The following is a 20,496-nucleotide window of genomic DNA, read 5'->3' on the forward strand; positions in this document are numbered from 1 at the left end:
GCTCCGGGTCGCCGGACCGAACGGACGCCAGCCTGCAAATCGTTGGGATCACCTTTGGACCGGGCCTTCCTGGCCCGTCTGGGACAAACGCTGCGCTGGCTTCCATAATTAAACTCTGCCAGAGGGGTATGACACTTTTCGGACGCGGGTTTTTCGACGTGGCAAGCTGTATAGATGGACAAGACTTTTGCCCCGAAATCCAGCAACGCCGCCGGCACACCCGCCGGCAGCGCCGGCCCATCCGGCAGCGCTGATACCCCGGACAGCCAAGGCCCGGAAACCCCCGTGATTATGCCTGCATCGGCCGGGGATCCGCGCAGGCCCCCGCGGTCCCCGCGATCCGGGCGATGCGTGGGTTGACGGCCCACGCGGCAGATTCTGGGGCCGCTTCGGCTCGGCCGGACTGCTCGTCCGCGATCCTGCCAAGGGCGTCCTGCTGCAGCACCGGGTTGAATGGAGCGACCACGGAGGAACCTGGGGGCTCCCCGGCGGTGCCTTGCATCAGGGTGAAGATGCCATCCACGGCGCCCTGCGGGAAGCCCGCGAAGAAGCCGGAGTGCCGCCCGAAAGTATCAGGGTACTCTTCACGTCGGTCTTCGACGTCGGCTACTGGAGCTACACGACGGTCACCGCTGACGTTTGCCAGCCATTCGAACCGGTGATCATGGATCCGGAAAGCCTGGAGCTCCGGTGGGTCCCCGTCGACACCGTTGGCAGGATGGAATTGCATCCAGGCTTCGCGGCCGCCTGGCCGGCCCTGCGCAGCAGGCTTCAGCCTGCACGCACCAGCACGGGCAGGACCCCGGATGCCGGCGCGGCAACCAGCACGGACACCGGCGAAGGCTGATCAGCCAGGCAGCCAACCAGCCAGGGAGCCAGGGAGCCAGGGAGCCAGGGAGCCAGGGAGCCATCATGCCCGCAAGCGTTTCGCGATGCCGCGCGAAGTCGTAAGGTACGGACATGGCTAACGAGAATCGGACACCGCCGCCTGTCCGGCAATTGCGCCTCGTGGTTGAGGCTGAGGACTACGACGCCGCCGTGACGTTTTACCGCGACGTTCTCGGATTGGTCGAGCGGGAGGTGGTCCATGGCGAAGGCGACGCGCGCATCACGATCCTCGAAGCAGGCCGGGCGACCTTGGAGCTCTCAAACCCGGCACAGGTCAACTACATCGACGGGCTCGAGGCCGATGGTCAGCCGAGCGCGAAGATCCGGGTCGCCTTCGAGGTGGAAGACTCCGACGGTGCCACGCGGCATCTCGTCGAAGCCGGCGGAACACTGATTGCGGGTCCACGCGAAACGCCGTGGCGGTCGTTGAACTCCAGGCTCAACGGGCCGGCCGGGTTGCAAATCACGCTCTTCCAGGAGTTGGAACCGACGGAAAGCGATCCGGGGGCCGGTACGGATGAGCGCCGGGCCACGGACTGAACCGCGACGGCGGATGGCCGCCACTCCCGGCGTCGTTCGTTAGGCCTGAAAAGTCACCGGACGCCGCCGGTACAGCCAGATGAGTCCCAGGATCGGCAGCAGCAGTGGAATGAAGCCGTAGCCGCGTCCGAACAAGGACCAAACGGTCTCATGCGGGAAGTTGACGGCGTCAAAGAGACTCAGCGCTCCGACCACCAGCACGCCGATCAGCTCAACCAGCACGGCAGCCACCGAGACTTTGAACCACGTGCGCCCCGGCTTCGCGAGGGAGACAGTAGCCACAATGTAGACGACGGCTGCGAAGGCGGACAGCAGGTAGGCCAGCGGTGCGTCGGAGAACTTGGTGAGGATCTGGTACCCGGCCCGCGCCGTCGCCGAAATCGCGAACACAGCGTAGACGGCAATCAACAGCCGCCCGGGGCCGGTGTTCCGGGTGCTTGCCGACGCCGGGGCGGCTTCGGGAGCCCGGCTGGCCGGACGGCCGGCATCCTGCGACGTCTTAGCCTTCACGATTTTTTCCTCTTCCATGTCAGTACCAGATCTGGTTCATGCGGGCGGCCATCACCAGCGCGGTGACTCCAACTGCCGCCAGAACGAAGTTGCTCCACCGGGTCCGTTCCAGGATGGACCAGTACACCGCGGCCACCGGCAGCATCAGGGCAGTCACCAGATAGCCCCAGAATTCCCAGGCCTCCCCCGCGATCGGTTCACCGCCGATCACCCGGACAATCGAGCCGACGAGATACACCAGCAGGGAGAGTTCGACGGCGGCAACCGAGAGGATGGTGAGATCGTTCGGGGCCTTCTTCAGGACACCGGCGGTGGCGCAGATGATGGTCGACAGCAGCCCGACCACCAAGATGATGTAGAAATAGGCGTCCAAGGCTAGTCGGCCTGGCCTGGGGCGGGCGGCGCTTCCGGTGCGGCCGCGGCGGCGCGCTTCTCATTGTCCGGTGCGAAAACCAGGACCGGTTTGGCGTAGTTTCCGGTATCCGCCAGCAGCGCAACGAGGGTGCCGTCGGGTCCGAAGGCGGCCGTGGGGCTATCCGCGGTGGCGGCTGCGCTTGTGCCCGCCGTGGCCCCGGCGGCTATCCGCCGGCCGAAGGATATCTCGGTGGTCTCCTCGGCGGTGAGTTCACGGTTTGGCATCAGGGCGCGGGCGGCCCTGGACATTTCCAGCACCTTTAGTTCATCGGCCAACTGCTCCAGGGTGCGGGCCCTGGTCGAGGCTGTAGGGGCCCACCTGGGTCCGCCGCAGGGCGGTCAAGTGGCCTCCGACGCCGAGAGCGTTGCCGAGGTCACGGGCCAGGGCCCGGATGTAGGTGCCGGACGAGCACTCGACGGTGACGTCGACGTCGAGGACCTCACCGTCGCGGGCGGGGCGCAGTTCATGAATCTCGAAACGATGGATCGTGACCGGCCGGGCAGCCAGCTTGACCTCTTCGCCCGAGCGGACGCGGGCGTAGGCACGTTCGCCATTGACCTTGATCGCGCTGACGCTGCTGGGAACTTGCTCGATCTCCCCAGTCAGGGCCGTAACACCGGCCCGGACATCGTCTTCGGTGATGCGGGCGGCACTGTGGGTAGCGGTCACCTCGCCCTCGGCGTCGTCGGTCACGGTGGACTCGCCAAGGCGGATGGTGGCGGTGTACGTCTTGGAGGTCCCCACAATGTAGGTCAGGAGCCTGGTGGCCTTATTGATGCCGACCACCAGCACGCCGGTGGCCATTGGGTCGAGGGTCCCGGCATGGCCGACCTTTCGGGTACCGGCGAGCCGCCGCATCCGTCCAACCACGTCGTGGCTGGTCCAGCCTTGCGGTTTGTCCACTATTACCAGTCCAGAAAGCACGCTTCCCAGTATATCCGCGCAAAAGCCGCGGCCCGCGACCGTCGCTGGCGCCCCGGCCGAAAACGATACCGAATACCGTGCCAGGTGCCGTGCCGGATGGGGTGCCGGGGCCGTTAGGATGGCTGACATGCCTGAGCTTGCCGCCCATGTCCGAGATGTCCCGGTCAACCAGATCCGCGAAATCACCGAAGCCGCGTGGACCACGCCCGGCGCGATCGTGCTCAGCATCGGAGAACCGGGCTTCCCGGTCCCGCGCCACATCCTCGACGCCGGGATGGCCTGCCTTGAGCGCGACGAGACCAACTACACGCCCAACGCGGGGATCCCTGCCCTGCGTGAGGCTTTTGCGGCCAGGTTCCGCGAGCACAACGCCACGCCGGTCGGCGCGGACCGGGTTTACGTCGTCGACGGCGCCCAACAGGGCCTGCACTTCGCAATGAGCCTGCTGCTCTCCCCCGGCGAAGAAATCCTCATCCCCAACCCGGGATACCCCACCTTCGTGATGACCAGCAGTCTGCTTCATGCCGTGCCGGTCAGGTATCCGCTCTATCCTGAGCACGATTTCCAGCCCCGGATCGAGGACATCGAGGAGCTGATCACACCGCGGACCAAAGTACTGGTTCTCAACTCTCCATCCAATCCGCTCGGAGCTGTGCTGGGCGAGGAGCTCACCCGCAGCCTGGTCGAGCTGGCCACGCGACACGATCTGTGGATCATTTCGGATGAGTGCTACGAGGCGTTCACCTACGACGTTCCGCATGTCAGCCCGGCCCGATTCGACAGCGACATCCCGGGCGAAGCCCGCGTCTTCACATCACTGACCCTGTCCAAGACCTACGGGCTGACCGGACTCCGTATCGGCGCGCTGATCTGCCCGCCCGGACTGGAACAAAAGATGAACAACGTGATGGAGTCGATCGTCTCCTGCGTCGCTTCCCCGTCGCAGTACGCGGCGCTCGCGGCCCTGACCGGTCCCCAGGACTACGTCCGTCATGCCCACGCCCACTACCGGGCAAACCGGGACGCGGCCTCGGCGGTTCTGCTGTCCCGGGGAATCCCCTACCTCACCGCTCAAGGGGCCTTCTACCTTTGGGCCGATGTGTCCCATGCCAGCGGCGGGGATGTCCGTTCGTGGGTCCGGCGTTTCCTCGCCGACGCCGGGGTCTCCTTCGCCCCTGGCACGGCATTCGGCTCGATTGGTGAAGGCTGGATCCGGATTGCGCTGTGCGGCAGCCAGGCGGCGCTCGTGGAGGGACTCGGCCGGCTCCCCGTCCGACCCGCCTGACCCGCCCCTCTACCGGCGGCAGAAGGTGGTCCCCCGGCCCCTGGCGCGTCGCAACCGCACGTCGCAACCGCACGTCGCAACCGCACGTCATCACCGCAGGCCGCTACCGCAGGTCCCTACCGCTGGAATGCCCCGACCGTTAACCTAAGCCAAGGCCGTTCACGGCCGGCAGCTCACAACGATTTCCCGGCGACGGGATTGTTGGAAATACCGCCCCGTCTGGTTATCCCACACACGGACGCGACGTTTCCCGAGGGAGGTTCACATGTGGTGGGAAGACTTGCTGTGGGGTATGTGGAACGGCGTGACGGCGTGGATCGTGTTCATCGTCCATGTCTTCGGACAGTGGACTGAGTACCCGTTCTACAACACAGCACGACTAGGCAATTGGTATGACTTCGGATTTCTGATCGGCATGGGCTCGCCCTTCCTCGGAGCTCTCGGAGCCCGACGCCGCCGCTAGTAAAGTTCCGTCCACGTGTCCCGCGAGGAATCCAGCGGCAGGATCCTACGCGCCGCCCCACGTTCCCGCAGGAGTCATCGACTTCTGCGCCGACCGGGAATATGGTGCGCTCGGGAGCGCGCCCAACGGACGCGTAGTGACGATCACGCTTGGGGCTGGATCTGACCCCCTCGGTGACGACCACGGCGATGACAAGGACGACGATTAGGACCCGCTGCCCGCCGGAAGCAGCGCCCCCGAAAAAGCAGCAGGCCGGACCCTTAGCGGGTCCGGCCTGCTGGCATCATCCGGCGGAAAGACGTGCCGGCTGCCGTGCTACTTGTTGCTGTCCTCGTCGAGGTTGCGGTCCTCGATGAGATCAAGGTCCTCTTCGTCGAAGTCATCCTCGTCAAGCTCGACGTCGTCAGAGGCGTCGCTCTTGTAGGGATCGGCGTCGCCGGCGTGCTTGGCGCTCGCTGCCAGGGCGGCAACTTCCGCGTCGCGCTTCTTTGCAGCCCTGAGGAGATCTTCGAGGTTGGAAGCGTTGACCGGGATCTGGTCAGCGACGAACTCGAGCGTCGGCGTCAGCCGCACCGTGATGTTGCGGCCGACTTCCTGCCGGAGCACACCCTTGGCTTTCTCAAGTCCCTTGGCCGCCTCGGCCTGGACCAGCTCGTCACCGAAGACGGTGTAGTAGATCGTGGCGTGCTGCAGGTCGTTGGTGACGCGGGCGTCGGTAACGGTGATGCCCTCGAGCCGTGGATCCTTAACCCTCCGGCCCAACGCTTCAGCAACAACTACCTTAATCCGCTGCGCCAACTTGGCAGCCCGTGCGGGATCAGCCATATCAACTCCTAAGTTCTTGGGTTACGACGGCGCCGTGGCGGCGTCCATGCTTGCTTGGAGCTGCTGCCACGCACCTATGGTGAGTCTATGACGATGCCGGAGAGTTTTGGGGGCGCCCGGGAGTGGCATCGGGCCTACCGGAGCTGGGCGGCACAAGATCCATGATCTTGTGCCGCCCAGCGTAGGGGCGGGGCGCCCCCAAAACTCGGAGGCGCCCCGCAGGAACAGACTTCTTAGACGCGCGGCTTTTCGCGCATCTCGAAGGTTTCAATGATGTCGCCTTCGGTGATGTCGTTGAACGAACCAAGACCGATACCACACTCGAAGTCCGTGCGGACCTCGGTGGCGTCGTCCTTGAACCGCTTGAGCGTCTCAACGGTGAGGTTGTCACCGATGATCTTGCCGTCGCGGCTGATACGGGCCTTCGCGTTGCGCCGCATAACACCCGAGCGGACGATCGAGCCTGCGATGTTGCCGAACTTGGAGGAACGGAACACTTCGCGGACTTCGGCGGTGCCGAGCTGAACCTCTTCGTACTCCGGCTTGAGCATGCCCTTGAGGGCCGCCTCAATGTCATCGATGGCTGCGTAGATGACGGAGTAGAAGCGCATGTCCACGCCTTCGCGGTCTGCCAGTTCGGCAACCCGCTCGGCGGGCTTGACGTTGAAGCCGATGATGACGGCGCTGTCGACCGTTGCCAGGTTGACGTCGTTCTGCGTGATCGCACCGACACCGCGGTGGATAACGCGGAGCTGGACGCCTTCGCCGACGTCGATCTTGAGAAGAGCGTCCTCGAGGGCTTCCACGGCACCGGACACGTCACCCTTGAGGATGAGGTTGAGGGTGTCGATCTTGCCGTCGGCGACGGCCTGGTCGAAGTCTTCCAGGCTGATGCGCTTGCGGCGCTTGGCGAGGGCCGCGTTGCGGTCGGCAGCTTCACGCTTCTCGGCGATCTGGCGGGCAGTGCGCTCGTCAGCGGTCACGAAGAAGGTGTCACCGGCGCGCGGGACGTTGGACAGACCCAGCACCTGCACGGGGCGGGACGGGCCGGCCTCGCTCAGGGCGCTGCCGTCGTCGTCGAACATTGCACGGACACGGCCGTGGGCCGTACCGGCGACGATCGTATCGCCGACGCGCAGCGTACCGGACTGAACCAGGACAGTGGCAACGGAACCGCGGCCCTTGTCCAGGTTGGCTTCGATCGCGATACCGCGGGCGTCCTTGTCAGGGTTGGCACGCATATCCAGGGCCGCGTCTGCGGTGAGCAGGACGGCTTCAAGGAGCTCGTCGATGTTGAGGTTCTGACGGGCAGAGACCTCCACGAACATGGTGTCGCCGCCGTATTCTTCCGGAACCAGGCCGTATTCGGTCAGCTGGCCACGGACCTTGTCCGGGTTGGCGCCTTCCTTATCGATCTTGTTCACGGCCACGACGATCGGCACGTTGGCCGCCTGGGCGTGGTTGAGGGCTTCCACGGTCTGCGGCATGACGCCATCGTCCGCTGCGACAACCAGGATCGCGATGTCGGTGACCTTCGCACCACGGGCACGCATGGCGGTGAACGCCTCGTGGCCCGGAGTATCGATGAACGTGATCTTGCGATCGATGTCCTCGTGCATGTGCGTGACCTGGTAAGCACCGATGTGCTGGGTGATGCCGCCGTGCTCGCCCGCCATAACGTCGGACTTGCGGATGGCATCGAGCAACCGGGTCTTACCGTGGTCGACGTGGCCCATGACGGTGACGACCGGAGGACGTGCCTCGAGCTCGTCGTCGCCTTCTGCCTCAAGTTCTGCCTCGAAGTCGATGTCGAAGGTGGACAGCAGCTCGCGCTCCTCGTCCTCCGGCGAGACGACCTGGAGCTTGTAGCCAAGCTCCTCACCCAGCAGGGCGAACGTCTCTTCATCCAGCGACTGCGTGGCCGTAGCCATTTCGCCGAGGTGGAAGAGCACGGTCACCAGTGCGGCGGGGTTCGCCTCGATCTTGTCAGCGAAGTCCGTGATGGACGAGCCACGACGGAGCCGGACAACAGTGTTGCCGTCGCCACGGGGCACGCTCACGCCGCCCAGCGACGGAGCACTCATCTGCTCGAGTTCCTGACGCTTGGCACGCTTCGACTTGCGCTGCTTGCCGCGGCCAGCGCCGCCCTTACCGAAGGCTCCCTGGGTGCCGCCACGACCGCGGCCACCCTTACCGAAGCCACCGCCGGCCGGAGCGCCGCCACCGGCACCGGGAGCACCGGTACCCGGAGCTCCACCCGGACGGCCCGGACCACGGCCACCGCCGCCGGGACGGCCTGCACCGGCGCCAGCCGGAGCGGGACGTTCGGTGCGGTTCGGCATCATGCCGGGAGTCGGACGGTTTCCGCCGGCTCCTGCCGGACGCGGGGCGCCCGGACGGGGTCCACCGGTTCCTGCCGCACCAGCGGGACGCGGCGCACCGGGACGGGGGCCGCCTGCGCCTGCAGCGGGACGCGGCCCACCGGGACGATCCCCGTCAGTACGGCTGCCACCGGGCCGGGGCATGCCCTGTGAGGGTGCGAACGGGTTGTTACCCGGACGTGAGGGGCGCTCGTTGTCGCCGCCGCGGCCGCGAGGCATGCCCTGCGACGTGGCGAACGGGTTGTTGCCCGGACGAGGTCCGCCGGGACGGGGTGCCGAGCCGGCCGGGCGCGCCTGGGCGGCCGGAGCCGCCGGAGCTTCTGCCTTGGGTGCCGGACGCGCGCCGGGCTTGATGCCCGACGACGGGGCCGACGGCGACTGGGCTGCGGGCTTTTCTGCTGCCGGGGCAGCGGCCGGAGCCTTTTCTGCGGAGGCCGCGGGAGCGGCGGGTGCCGCTGCCGGTGCCTCAAACTTTGCTTCCGGAGCCTTGGGTGCTGCCGGGCCCGGCGCGGGCGCCGGTCGGGTTGCTGCCGGGGCTTCGGTTGCCTTGGGGGCGGGTGCGGGCGCTTCGGCCTTCGGCGCGGCGGGCGCGTCGGGGAAGGCGTTGCGGAGTTTCCGCACCACGGGTGCCTCGATGGTTGACGAGGCGGAGCGAACGAATTCGCCCAATTCCTGCAGTTTGGTTACTGCATCTTTGGAAGTAATACCGAGCTCTTTAGCAAGCTCATGTACGCGGACCTTGGCCACATTTCTCCTGTCTCGGTCCGCACCGAGCCAGGCACGAACCGTCTACTTCTTACTGCGGGCCTCCGCCGCGAATGCAGCTGCGAGGCCCATTGCAGAGCGCAACAAAGATGTCATCGTTGCGCACTCATCGCTGGGAACTCATCGGGTTTCCATCAGTTTTCTGACCCGCTTTCAGGTTGGACGGTTGTTGCCGCGGCCACCAGGGTGTCCACGGCTGTAGTGCCGCGGGCAATCCGGCGTTCCACGTCGGCTGTTTCGGCTGCGCCTTTGAGGGCGCGGCCGAAGGCTCGACGTTTGATCGCCAGTGCCAGGCACTTCTCGCTGGGGTGCAGCCATGCTCCCCGGCCAGTCATCCGGCGTCGTTCATCAACAACGACGGCGGACGAGCCACTGCCGTCGTTGACAAGCCGGAGCAATTCAGACCGCGATCCCTTTTGCCGGCATCCGATGCAGGTGCGCTGGGGCTGATTCCCGAGGTGTTGCACGTGTGCCACTTACGAGTATCTTCCTGCCAGTTCATATCTGCCGGCCGTGGCCTCCGGACGGTGCAGGCGGGGCGTCACAATCAACACTTCCACCCGGCACATCTCCGGACGCGCCAAGGACACGCGGATACCGGCCGTGAGGCGCGGTCTTTTCCATTCTAGCCCCCCGCTGGCCGGACTCCCGAACCCGATCAGTGTTCGGCGGCGGAAAACCGGCCGGTGTGGGGTCTAGTTGTCGCGGCTGACCGCAGCGTCGGAGACGATGTCGATCCGCCAACCGGTGAGCTTGGCGGCCAGCCGCGCGTTCTGGCCCTCTTTGCCGATGGCGAGGGAGAGCTGGTAGTCGGGAACCACCACACGGGCGGAGCGCGTCGCTTCGTCCGTGATGGTGACCGAATTCACGCGCGACGGCGAGAGCGCACTGGCGATAAACGTGGCCGGATCGTCGCTGTAGTCGACGATGTCAATCTTTTCGTCGTTCAACTCGGTCATCACGGCGCGGACTCGGGATCCCATTTCCCCGATGCAGGCGCCCTTGGCATTGATGCCGGGGGTGTGGGCCCTGACCGCGATTTTGGTACGGTGCCCGGCTTCCCTGGCCAGCGCCACAATTTCCACGGAACGGTCTGCGATCTCCGGAACTTCCATTTCGAAGAGCTTCCGGACCAGGCCGGGGTGCGAACGGGACAGCGTGATCGAAGGACCCTTGGTGCCGCGGTGCACGTCGATCACGAAGGCGCGGAGCCGGTTCCCATGGATGTACTTCTCCCCCGGCACCTGCTCGGGCGGCGGCAGCAGAGCCTCCACGGCGCCCAGATTGACCTGGATCATGTGGGGGTTGTTGCCTTGCTGGATGGTCCCGGCGACCAGTTCGCCTTCGCGGCCCTTGAATTGCCCCAGCACATGGTCATCCTCGGCATCGCGCAGGCGCTGCAGGATGATCTGCCGGGCGGTGCTGGCCGCGATGCGGCCAAAGCCCGCCGGAGTGTCTTCGAATTCGCCGATCGGGGCGCCGTCGTCGTCGATCTCCGTGGCCCAGATGGTCACGTGGCCGCTCTTGCGGTCGAGTTCGGCGCGGGCCTTCTCGAAGGCTCCCGGTGTCTTGTGGTACGCCACCAGCAGAGCCTGCTCGATGGTGGGGACCAGGAGATCCAGCGGGATTTCACGCTCACGCTCCAGAAGTCTCAGCGCGCTCATGTCAATATCCATCAGGCCTCCTCAGAAGGTCCATTGTGTTCGTTTTCCAGACCGGCCTCATCGAGGCGGCTGAACTCTATCTCGACTTTTCCGCTGCGGATCCTGTCGAAAGGAATCTTGACGGGCTCACCCTGTTTGGGCTTCATACCCTTCTTGACGGCGATTTCCGGAACCAGGGTGACGCCCCCGTCATCCACAGACTGGACCCGGCCGGTGACGTTGTCGCCCTGCATAACGTTGACTTTGACCATGCGTCCGCGGGCGCGGTGCCAGTGACGTTCATCGGTGAGGGGGCGTCCGACGCCGGGCGAGGAGACCTCCAGTTCATACGGGCGGGCATCGGTGCTGGGATCGTTGTCCAGGAGGTCCGAGAGGGTCTTGGAGATCTCGGCAATCACGTCGAGGCCTACGCCGCCGGTCTCGTCCTGCGGCAGGTCCACAACGACGTGGACGACGCGGTTGGCGCCGGCGATGTGGATGGAAACGTCTTCCAGATAAAGCCGGTTCGCCTGAACTTCGGGTTCCAGGAGGGCGTGCAGACGCTCGGCCTCCAGGTTGCGTGCAGGTGCGGCCTCAGCCTTGCCCGTCCCGGTCCGGTCTGTTGAAGTCGTGGCTTCTGTGCTGGTCATGATGCCGGCCGCCTCCCATTAGATGATGTTGTGTCTACTAGACTAGCGATTTTCCGGGCGACATGGTGCACGGAGTGGCTGGCCGGCATGACAACATGGTCTGTTGTGAAAGACGACACCCGGGAAAAGCGATGGCACGGCCTTTTTCCCCGGAGGCTTTCCCTGATTGCCCTCCTGGCCTGCCTCGCACTGGTGGTGTTCGGCCTCGGGGTGGCAGTGGCGCCCCGGCAGGCTGTGGAAGCCCCGGAACCGCCTTTTTCCGAGCAGGCGCGGGCTGCCGCACTCGCCAATACGCTCCGGTTGCGGGACGCCGGCGGCCGGCTCGGCCGGGCGGCCGCGGGCACCGAGGAGCCGGCGGCGGATACCCTTCCCGATGCCCAGCAGTCCGCCGTCGATGAGACTGTGAGATTGCTGACAACCCAGGCCCGGGCGCTCCTGGCACCGGGTGGCGGCGCTGCGCGGACGCCACTGTCGGGGACCTCCACGCCCATCCCACCCACCAACGCCGAAGACGCGACCGGTTCCGCCGCCGGGCTGGCAGCAGCCCTCGCAGAGAGCGGCGGGCAGCGCCTGGCCGACGCAGCGGCGTCGGACGGCGGGATCGCACGGCTGCTGGCCGCCGTCGGAACAGCCCAGCTTCTCCAGTCGGCATCACTGGCTGCGGCCGACGGCGCGGCAGCACCGCCGCAGGCCGTCCCCCACGCCCCGCAACCATCCGAAACGTGCCCACCCGGGTCCCCCACGCCGTCGTCCACGGCCGCACCGGAAGCCGACGAGGGCACTGGAAACCCCTCCCTGCAGGCTGGTCTGGCGGCAACCGTGCGCACCGAGGCGGCAACCGTCTACGCCTACCAGGTGGCTCTGACCCGGCTGGAGGGCGACGCGGCACGATCAGCCTCCGGATACCTAGCCCAACACGAAGCACTCCTGCGCACCTCGGAGTCCCTGAGCAGGGCTCTTTGTTCCCCCGTCCCGCCGAGGGAAGCCGGGTACACCCTGGCGCCCGGGTTCCTCGACGCACCCGCACCAGGCCTGGGCGTCCTGGAAACAACCATGCTCCCGGGGTACGGCGACGTGATTGCGCTCAGTACCGGCGAGACCCGGCAGTGGGCCATCGCGGCCCTTCTGGAGACCGCGCGCCGGGCCGTTTCCTGGGGCGCGGACGCTGGTGCGCTCCCCGGAGTGGCGGCGGATCCCGCCACCTTCCCGTCGTTGCCGGCGCAGCCGTGACCAGGCCCGGGCTGCGCAGCACTGACCGGGCCTGCCCGGCCGGCAGGATGAGGTGAACGTAGCCTCGGCTTACGTTGCTTAGCCTTGCACTACTGGCCCCGGCTGACTGCCGGTGCTTTGCTGTAATCATGGAATTCTCACCTGTCCCCACCCTGCACGGAAACGAGCCCCACAAGAACGACCTCGCCCAGCGCCTGAATTGGCTCCGGGCAGGCGTGCTCGGAGCCAACGACGGGATAGTCTCCGTCGCCGCCATTGTGGTCGGCGTCGCCGGTGTCACCACGGATTCGGGTCCGATCCTGGTGGCCGGCACCGCAGGGCTGGTTGGCGGTGCCATCTCGATGGCGCTGGGCGAATACGTGTCCGTCAGCAGCCAGAAGGACAGCCAGCACGCGCTGATCGAGAAAGAGCGCTGGGAGTTGCAGGAGCAGCCGGAAGAGGAACTGGCGGAGCTGGCCGCCATCTACCGGTCCAAGGGACTAAGTACGGCGACGGCCTGGACGGTGGCCAAGGAACTCACGGCCCATGATGCGCTGGCCGCCCATCTCTCGGCAGAGCTCCACATCGACGAGACGGACATCGTCAGTCCGTGGCACGCGGCGTATGCGTCGGCTGCGGCGTTTCTGCTCGGCGCCATCCTGCCAATGCTTGCCATCCTGCTCCCGCCGGAAGACATCAGGGTTCCTCTGACCTTTGCCGCGGTCCTTCTGGCCCTCGCAATCACGGGCGCCCTGGGTGCCTGGATCGGCGGCGGTTCGCGGCTGAAGGCTGCCCTACGGGTGGTGCTGGGCGGCGCGCTGGCCCTGGCGGCCACGTTCCTCATCGGCAACCTGCTGGGCGCGAGCGGCCTCGTCTAGGACCGCCGCCCGGGCAGGGAACTACGATGAGTCCCGTGAGCCAGACTGCAGACGTTCCCATCCCTCCCGATCTCTCCCGGCGCTACGGGCACAGCACCGGCGGCCGCGCCTGGCTGGCGTCACTGCCCGGGCTGATCGCACAGCGGCTCGAATGCTGGGAGCTCGACGTCGATCTGGAGCCCGGCGCCCTTCCCTGGAACGGCCACGGCGGGATCGTCATCCCCGTCCGGCGGCGGCCCGACGGCGTTGCTGCGGCCCTGAAAATCGCCTTTCCACACGATGAGGCCACCCGGGAACGCCACGCGCTGACTCTCTGGGACGGGCGCGGCGCCGTCCGACTACTGGCCGCCGACGCCGAATCCTGCGCCCTGCTCCTGGAACGGCTCGATGCCAGCCGCTCCCTCCTGGATATCCCGGTTGAGGCGGCTGTGCCGGTCTGGGGAGACCTGGTGCGGCAGCTCAGCCTGGCCCCGGACGCGCGGTCCGAGTGGCGGGACATCGACCACGTCGCCGCCAGGGCCGAGCAATGGAGCGATGAGTTGCCGCAGATGTGGGAGCAGCTGGAACGTCCCTTCCCGCGCTGGCTCCTGGAAGCCGCCCTTGAGGTCTGCCAGACCCGTGGTGCGGTGGGCCGGCGCTCCGGCGTGGACGTCCTGGTGCATACTGACCTGCACTACTTGAACATCCTGGCCCGGCCCGCCGTGCCGGGGACACAGGGACAGGCGCCGCAGCGGCACGGTCCGGCCTCCCCGGAGAACTACGCGGCGATCGATCCGCAGCCCATGATCGGCGAGGCCGAATTCGCCGTCACCCCGGTGCTGCGGAACAGGATCCGGGAACTGCCCTGGCGGGATTCCGGACGGGCGTTGCTCGCGCGGTGCCGGGATTTCAGCGAAGCCGCGGGTCTGGACGCCGAGACGGCCCGGCAGTGGAGCCTGGCCCGCGAGGTGGAGGATGCGCTGCAGTATGCCCTGCAGCGGCGGGACGGGGACGTGCTCCGGTCCCTGTGGGTGGCGAGCACACTCGCCGGCCGGACACTTCCCGGGCTGCCCGGACCGCAGGAACTGCCGGCGCCCGGCGAAGCGGCCGCACCGTCCTCCGGTAGGCACTTCAGCTAATTCCGGACTGCCGGGCCCGGCGCGAGAGCTCCGGGCCCTTCTCGGACGGGTCTCCCCCGCCATCGGCGGCCTGGATGAGGTAGCTGGTGTGCACACCCATGGCCGACCGCAGCGCGCGGGTGTCCCTGACCACCACGACGCCGCAGTCATAGGGGACGTTGAGGCTCTTGTGTGCGTCGGTGCCCCACGAATCCGCCCCGCCGACCCCGGCGGTGAGCGCCGCGAGTTCCGGGACGGCGGCGGCCCAGAGCCCGAAGGCGCCGTCAACGTGCACCCAGGCCCCGTGTGCCTTGGCAACCGCGATCGCTTCGGGAAAGGGGTCGAACGCCCCGGAATGGAGATTTCCGGCCTGCAGGCAGACGAGTACCGGTCCCGGCCCGTCCGCGGCCAGATCCAGGGCGCGGTTCAGCTCGGCGGGGATGATCCGGCCCTGACTGTCCGCTGGAACGATTGTGGGGCGGCCCAGGCCCAGGTAGCGCAGCCCCAGGTCGATTGTGTCGTGCCGTTCGCGGCCGACGAAGCAGCGGATCCGCGGGGCACCGGAGAGCCCCTCGCCGTCAAGGTCCCAGCCGGCGTCGGTCAGCAGGCGCCAGCGGGCGGCAGCGAGGGCGGTGAAGTTGGCCATCGTGGCGCCCGTCGCCGGTGTGGCGTAGCGCAGGCCGGAGTTCTGGTCCCAGGCGCTGACCAGCCAATCCGCCGCGAGGGCGGCGGGCACGGTGCCGCCGGTAGGATTCCTCATCGGCTGACATAGCTGCATGCTACGCCGCAGGCGGCTCCGCAGGGACCCCGCGGCCGCATCAGGTCCCGGGGCAGGCACTACGCGGCGAAGCTGTCCTGCCAGACGTCCGACCCAAGTTTAATGATCAGCGCTGCCACCACAATCAGGAGCACAACCCGGATGAACCGGCTGCCCTGCCTGACCGCGGTCCTGGCTCCCAGATACCCGCCGGCCATGTTCGCCGCGCCTAGGATCAGCCCGAGCCCCCAGAGCACGGCGCCGTGCGGGACGAAGAACAGCAGCGCCCCGGCATTGGTGGCCATGTTCACGATCTTGGCCTTGGCGCTGGCCTCGAGGAAGGCGTAGCCCATCGCGGAGACGAGGGCGATGATCAGGAATGAGCCGGTTCCCGGGCCGATCAGTCCGTCGTAGAAACCGATCACGCCGCCGATGAGGCAGGCCACGACGTAGTGGCGGTGGCCTGCGTGCAGCAGTTTGGTCAGCTCACCGAGAGTGGGCCGGAGGGCCGTAAAGAGCGCGACGGCGATCAGCGCGGCGATGATGATCGGTTTGAACACGCTCGCGGGCAGGTTCGCGGCCAGCACGGCCCCGCCGAAGCTGCCGGCAAGCGCAATCACCGCCATAGGTATGGCGGTACGCAAATCGGGCCGGACGCGGCTGTAGTAGGTGACGGCACTCGTGGTGGTGCCGAAAATTGACCCCAACTTGTTGGTGGCCAGGGCCTGCACCGGGCTGATGCCGGGCACGAGCAGCATGGCGGGGAGCTGGATAAGCCCCCCGCCGCCAACGACGGCATCCACCCAGCCGGCGGCGAAGCCGGCGAGGACTATCAGGATGAGGGTACTGAGCTCGATCGACTCGAGTCCTGAGAGCACGTTGCCCGCTCCGCCGGGTCAGCTGTTGCGGACGGCGCTGACTACGTAGTCAACGGCCTTGTCCACGGCCACGTTCTCCGCATTACCGCTGCGGCGGTCCTTGATCTCCACAACACCGTCGACGAGCCCGCGGCCGACGGCGAGGATGGTCGGGACACCCACGAGCTCGGCGTCGCCGAACTTCACGCCAGGGGAAACCTTGGGCCGGTCGTCATAGATGACGTCCAGGCCGGAGGCTTCCAGTTCGAGCGCCAGCTTTTCGGCCGCTGCGAAAATTTCCTCGCCACGGCCAACCGCAACAACGTGGACATCAGCCGGAGCCACCGCCCGCGGCCAGACCAGGCCCTTTTCGTCATGGTTGGACTCGGCCAGGGCTGCGACGGCGCGGGTGACTCCAACACCGTAGGACCCCATGGTCACTACGACCTGCTTGCCGTTCTGGTCCAGGACCTTGAGGTCGAGTGCGGCCGCGTACTTGCGGCCCAGCTGGAAGATGTGGCCCATTTCGATGCCGCGTGCCGTTTCCAGCGGCCCTGAGCCGTCCGGTGCCTCATCGCCAGCGCGGACCTCGGTGCATTCGATGGTGCCGTCCCAGCCGAAGTCGCGGCCCGCGATGAGTCCAAAGACATGCTTGCCTGCCTCATTGGCGCCGGTTACCCAGGCGGAGCCGCTGACAACGCGCGGGTCCACGAGGTAGAGCAGTTTTGTGGCGCCTTCGGAGCCCAGCAGCGGCGCGTCCGTGGTCAGCCCGGGTCCGAGGTAGCCCTTGACGATGAGGGGATGCTTCTTGAGGTCCTCATCACTGGCGGCCTCAAGCGTGATTTCGCCTCCGATCGGCAGGAAGGAACCGATATTCGCTTCGACGCGCTTCAGGTCGACGCCGCGGTCGCCCGGCAGGCCGATAACAACAAGCTGGCGTTCACCGGTCGGCAGTGTAACGGCGAGGACAACGTTTTTGAGCGTGTCAGCGGCCGTCCAGGCGCCGCCGTCGGCCTCTGTCCGCGGGCACAGGGTGTTCGAGGCGTCGACGAGAGTGTCGATCGTGGGGGTGTTCGGAGTGTCCAGCACTTCGGCGGCGGCGGCGTTGCTGAAGTCGATGTCCGCCGGGACGACGGTGGTGACGGCCTCGACGTTGGCCGCGTAGCCGCCGGCCGAGCGAACGAAGGTGTCCTCGCCGATGTCGGTGGGGTGCAGGAATTCCTCGCTCTTGGACCCGCCCATGGCGCCGGCCGTGGCGGCAACCGGGACGACCTCGAGGCCGAGGCGCTCGAAGATCTTCAGGTACGCGCCGCGGTGCGCCATGTAGCTCGCGTCCAGGGCCGGCGTCGTCAACGTCGAAGGAGTAGGAATCCTTCATGATGAATTCCCGGCCGCGCAGCAGTCCTGCCCGGGGACGGGCCTCGTCGCGGTACTTGTTCTGGATCTGGTAGATGCTCAGCGGAAGGTCCTTGTACGAGGAGTACAGGTCCTTGACCAGCAGGGTGAACATTTCCTCGTGGGTGGGCGCCAGCAGGTAGTCGTTGCCCTTGCGGTCCTTGAGCCGGAAGATGCCTTCGCCATACTCCGTCCAGCGGTTGGTGACTTCGTAGGGTTCCTTGGGCAGCAGCGCCGGGAAGTGGACTTCCTGCGCGCCGATCGCAGACATTTCCTCGCGGATGACCTCTTCGACCTTGCGCAGCACGCTCAGTCCGAGCGGCAGCCAGGTGTAGATACCCGGCGCGGCCCGCCGGATGTAGCCGGCCCGGACCAGGAGCCGGTGGCTTGCCACCTCGGCGTCGGCGGGGTCTTCGCGCAGAGTGCGCAGGAACAGCTTGGAGAGTCGAAGGACCACAGGTGGGATATCCGTTCTGGGAAGTGCGGGGCAAGGAACCGGGCGAGCCGGCGAAAAGCGTCTGGTTACTAATCTACCGCCAAGAACCCGCGGGTCTGCCGCCAGGTGGCTCCGGGCGGCCCGGGGCTGCTGTCAGGAATGGCTCCCGACGGGGTGGCAGCTGCGATCCAGCAGCGCCTAGAAGAGCACCGTCGCGAAGGTGCCCACCTGACGGAAACCCACGCGCTCGTAGGTGGCACGGGCTTTGGTATTGAACCCGTTCACATACAAACTCGTGACCGGGGCAACGGTCTGGGCCAGGACAACAACCGCGGCCATATAGCCGGCGCTGAGCCCCTGACCGCGTAATGCCGGGTTCATCCAGACGCCCTGGACCTGGGTCACCTCGGGAGTGACGGCACCGAGTTCTGCCTTGAAGACCACCTCATCGTCCGGGCCGAGGTGCACGAGCGAGTGGCCCTGCCGGATCAGCCCCTTGACCCGGCGACTGTAATACTCCCGGCCGCCCAGGAAGGGCGAATAGCCGACCTCCTCCTCGAACATCGCCGCGCATGCCGGCAGGATCCGGTCGAAGTCCGCGAGCCGGCCGAACCCCAGGGCCGGCTCCGGCGGGACAGCCGGCGGCCCGGCGATCGTCATGAGCGGCTGATGGTCGCGGACATCGTGCGCCCGCTGCCCGAGCTTCTCCAGCGCCGCGTACATGGCGAGCACTGTTTCGGCCGGGCCAAAGATGGAGGCAAAGCGGCGTCCGGATTGTTGGGCCGCCACAGCCACCTCGCCCGCCAACTCGGGGTCGAGCTGGACCGGCACCAGGTTGGCGCCGGCCCAACAGGCGCCGATGAGGGTGCCGCCGTCGAACACACCGAAGATCGTGGCGCCGCCGCCGGTCGGGGATGCCGTTCCGGCGGTCGCCAGGTGGGACAGGATAAAAACGTTGGCGACAGCGTCCTGCTGTGCCAGGACCAGCAAATCCGCGGTGTCGGCGCCGCCCAGTACACGGACGACGACGCCCGGAGCGGCACCGTCCCTACGAGACGCTAACCACGGGGCTACCCTTGACAGCATCTTTGCCATCGGCCTCCCCCATCTCTTCGGCGATACGCATGGCCTCTTCGATCAGTGTCTCAACGATCTGATCCTCAGGAACGGTTTTAATGACCTCTCCGCGGACGAAGATCTGGCCCTTGCCGTTCCCGGAGGCAACACCGAGGTCCGCTTCACGGGCCTCGCCCGGTCCATTGACGACGCAGCCCATCACGGCCACGCGGAGCGGGATTTCCATGCCTTCGAGCCCGGCGGTGACCTGCTCGGCCAGTGTGTAGACGTCCACCTGGGCGCGGCCGCAGGACGGGCAGGAGACAATCTCCAGCTTGCGCGGCCGCAGGTTCAGAGACTGCAGAATCTGGTTCCCGACCTTGATTTCCTCCACCGGCGGGGCGGAGAGCGAAACCCTGATGGTGTCGCCGATGCCGCGCGAGAGCAGCGCACCGAAGGCGGTCGCGGACTTGATGGTGCCCTGGAACGCCGGTCCGGCCTCCGTGACCCCCAGGTGCAGCGGCCAGTCGCCTTGTTCGGCCAGCATTTCGTAGGCGGCGACCATGATGACCGGATCGTTGTGCTTGACCGAAATCTTGAAGTCATGGAAGCCGTGTTCCTCGAAGAGCGAGGCCTCCCAGACGGCGGACTCCACGAGGGCTTCCGGGGTGGCCTTGCCGTACTTCTTCAGGATTCCAGGCTCCAACGACCCAGCGTTGACGCCAATCCGGATCGACGTGCCATGGTCTTTGGCGGCGCGCGCGATTTCCTTCACCTGATCATCGAACTTGCGGATGTTGCCGGGGTTGACCCGCACCGCAGCACACCCCGCCTCGATGGCGGCGAAGACATACTTGGGCTGGAAGTGAATGTCGGCGATCACCGGGATCTGCGACTTCTTCGCGATGATCGACAGCACCTCCGCGTCCTCGGCGGTGGGGCAGGCGACGCGCACGATGTCACAGCCGGTTGCCGTCAATTCGGCGATCTGCTGCAGGGTGGCGTTGATGTCCGTGGTGGGCGTTGTCGTCATGGACTGAACGCTGATCGGAGAGTCGGAGCCGACGCCGACGGGACCCACTTTGATCTGCCGGGTCTTCCGGCGCGGGGCAAGGACGGGTGGCGGTGCTGACGGCATTCCCAGGCTGACCGAGGTCACATGGACTCCTTAGGTATCAAAAGATCGCGGGTCTGTAAGCGTGACGGGCTAGGCGGCGTGCCCGGCCAGCAGACCGGTCAGGGGTGCCCATACGGTGGAACGGGTGCCGGCGATGGCACCGGCGGCCGCGAAAGGGTCCTGCTTGAGGAGTCCGTTCAGGGCCGCCTCATCGGCTGCCCTGAGAATAAGGAGGGCACCTGTGCCGTCCCCATAGGGTCCGCTCGCGAGCAGGACGCCGTCATCGGCCAGTCCGGACGTCCATTCGCGGTGCGCAGGCCGGCTGGCATCGCGGACTTCGGCAGATTCGGCATCGTAAACATACTCCACAGCAAAAACAGTCATAGGAATACAGTATCCCCCCGC

Annotated in this window: 17 protein-coding genes and 4 pseudogenes; 7 read left to right on the forward strand and 14 right to left on the reverse strand. The window is 66.7% G+C overall.

The annotated features are described in order from the left end of the window. Positions 1–291: 291 nt before the first annotated feature. Both KY499_RS05790 and KY499_RS05795 read left to right on the forward strand, forming a co-directional pair. Positions 292–847 (forward strand): annotated as a pseudogene (locus KY499_RS05790) (NUDIX domain-containing protein). Between the two features lie 113 nt (positions 848–960). Further along, entirely contained in the window at positions 961–1,428 is a 468-nt protein-coding gene (locus KY499_RS05795) for a VOC family protein (RefSeq protein ID WP_219886450.1), read from the forward strand. Positions 1,429–1,467: 39 nt separating this feature from the next. Here the strand turns inward: KY499_RS05795 and KY499_RS05800 are convergent, their stop codons facing one another. The 3 genes and pseudogenes from KY499_RS05800 to truB form a co-directional block, all read right to left on the reverse strand. Next, the gene (locus KY499_RS05800) at positions 1,468–1,956 is read right to left on the reverse strand and encodes a hypothetical protein (RefSeq protein ID WP_219886452.1); all 489 of its coding nucleotides are present in this window, start codon (positions 1,954–1,956) and stop codon (positions 1,468–1,470) included. 1 nt (position 1,957) lies between these two features. Next, entirely contained in the window at positions 1,958–2,311 is a 354-nt protein-coding gene (locus tag KY499_RS05805; RefSeq protein WP_123254496.1) for a hypothetical protein, read from the reverse strand. 2 nt (positions 2,312–2,313) lie between these two features. Further along, a pseudogene (gene truB / locus KY499_RS05810) lies at positions 2,314–3,277 on the reverse strand (tRNA pseudouridine(55) synthase TruB). 127 nt (positions 3,278–3,404) lie between these two features. Here truB and KY499_RS05815 point away from each other — a divergent pair. Next, positions 3,405–4,562, forward strand: a complete 1,158-nt coding sequence (locus tag KY499_RS05815) for a pyridoxal phosphate-dependent aminotransferase (protein WP_183164432.1) — start codon at positions 3,405–3,407, stop codon at positions 4,560–4,562. A gap of 265 nt (positions 4,563–4,827) precedes the next feature. After that, complete coding sequence (locus KY499_RS05820; RefSeq protein ID WP_123254499.1) at positions 4,828–5,025, forward strand: hypothetical protein; 198 nt, start codon at positions 4,828–4,830, stop codon at positions 5,023–5,025. Positions 5,026–5,340: 315 nt separating this feature from the next. On the opposite strand, the gene rbfA is transcribed toward KY499_RS05820, so the two are convergent. The 5 genes from rbfA to rimP all read right to left on the reverse strand — a co-directional run bounded on the left by rbfA (position 5,341) and on the right by rimP (position 11,289). Then, entirely contained in the window at positions 5,341–5,850 is a 510-nt protein-coding gene (gene rbfA / locus KY499_RS05825) for a 30S ribosome-binding factor RbfA (RefSeq protein ID WP_123254500.1), read from the reverse strand. Positions 5,851–6,083: 233 nt separating this feature from the next. Then, positions 6,084–8,978, reverse strand: coding sequence for a translation initiation factor IF-2 (infB, locus tag KY499_RS05830; protein WP_123254501.1), 2,895 nt, complete (start codon positions 8,976–8,978; stop codon positions 6,084–6,086). 152 nt (positions 8,979–9,130) lie between these two features. Beyond that, on the reverse strand, positions 9,131–9,394 hold the full coding sequence (locus KY499_RS05835; protein WP_258190987.1) for a YlxR family protein: 264 nt from the start codon (positions 9,392–9,394) through the stop codon (positions 9,131–9,133). Positions 9,395–9,691: 297 nt separating this feature from the next. Beyond that, positions 9,692–10,672 carry a transcription termination factor NusA gene (gene nusA / locus KY499_RS05840; RefSeq protein WP_123254503.1) on the reverse strand — a complete coding sequence of 327 codons (981 nt, stop codon included), beginning with the start codon at positions 10,670–10,672 and terminating at the stop codon, positions 9,692–9,694. Next, a complete protein-coding gene (gene rimP, locus KY499_RS05845; RefSeq protein ID WP_219886456.1) occupies positions 10,672–11,289 on the reverse strand; it encodes a ribosome maturation factor RimP in 618 nt (205 codons plus the stop codon). The genes nusA and rimP overlap by 1 nt, the downstream gene beginning before the upstream one ends. 87 nt (positions 11,290–11,376) lie before the next feature. Between rimP and KY499_RS05850 the strand changes: the two genes are divergently transcribed. The 3 genes from KY499_RS05850 (at position 11,377) to KY499_RS05860 (ending at position 14,494) form a co-directional block, all read left to right on the forward strand. Next, positions 11,377–12,519 carry a ferritin-like domain-containing protein gene (locus KY499_RS05850; protein WP_123254505.1) on the forward strand — a complete coding sequence of 381 codons (1,143 nt, stop codon included), beginning with the start codon at positions 11,377–11,379 and terminating at the stop codon, positions 12,517–12,519. 128 nt (positions 12,520–12,647) lie between these two features. Beyond that, positions 12,648–13,376 carry a VIT family protein gene (locus KY499_RS05855; protein WP_123254506.1) on the forward strand — a complete coding sequence of 243 codons (729 nt, stop codon included), beginning with the start codon at positions 12,648–12,650 and terminating at the stop codon, positions 13,374–13,376. A gap of 35 nt (positions 13,377–13,411) precedes the next feature. After that, the gene (locus KY499_RS05860; RefSeq protein ID WP_375141121.1) at positions 13,412–14,494 is read left to right on the forward strand and encodes an aminoglycoside phosphotransferase family protein; all 1,083 of its coding nucleotides are present in this window, start codon (positions 13,412–13,414) and stop codon (positions 14,492–14,494) included. A 10-nt stretch (positions 14,495–14,504) separates the two neighbouring features. Here the strand turns inward: KY499_RS05860 and KY499_RS05865 are convergent. The 6 genes and pseudogenes from KY499_RS05865 to KY499_RS05890 all read right to left on the reverse strand — a co-directional run. Then, positions 14,505–15,218, reverse strand: a pseudogene (locus KY499_RS05865) (pyridoxal phosphate-dependent decarboxylase family protein); the annotation flags it as partial. A gap of 92 nt (positions 15,219–15,310) precedes the next feature. After that, the gene (locus KY499_RS05870; protein WP_123254508.1) at positions 15,311–16,108 is read right to left on the reverse strand and encodes a TSUP family transporter; all 798 of its coding nucleotides are present in this window, start codon (positions 16,106–16,108) and stop codon (positions 15,311–15,313) included. An 18-nt stretch (positions 16,109–16,126) separates the two neighbouring features. After that, positions 16,127–17,939 (reverse strand): annotated as a pseudogene (locus KY499_RS05875) (proline--tRNA ligase). A gap of 177 nt (positions 17,940–18,116) precedes the next feature. Then, positions 18,117–19,004, reverse strand: coding sequence for a GNAT family N-acetyltransferase (locus tag KY499_RS05880; RefSeq protein ID WP_219886929.1), 888 nt, complete (start codon positions 19,002–19,004; stop codon positions 18,117–18,119). Beyond that, positions 18,967–20,133: a flavodoxin-dependent (E)-4-hydroxy-3-methylbut-2-enyl-diphosphate synthase gene (gene ispG, locus KY499_RS05885; RefSeq protein WP_123254511.1), complete on the reverse strand. Its 1,167-nt coding sequence runs from the start codon at positions 20,131–20,133 to the stop codon at positions 18,967–18,969. The genes KY499_RS05880 and ispG overlap by 38 nt, the downstream gene beginning before the upstream one ends. A 48-nt stretch (positions 20,134–20,181) precedes the next feature. Continuing rightward, the gene (locus tag KY499_RS05890) at positions 20,182–20,475 is read right to left on the reverse strand and encodes a YciI family protein (protein WP_123254512.1); all 294 of its coding nucleotides are present in this window, start codon (positions 20,473–20,475) and stop codon (positions 20,182–20,184) included. Positions 20,476–20,496 lie beyond the last annotated feature (21 nt).

Origin of the sequence: Arthrobacter sp. PAMC25284 (genome assembly GCF_019443425.1) — a bacterium.
GTDB lineage: Bacteria > Actinomycetota > Actinomycetes > Actinomycetales > Micrococcaceae > Arthrobacter > Arthrobacter oryzae_A.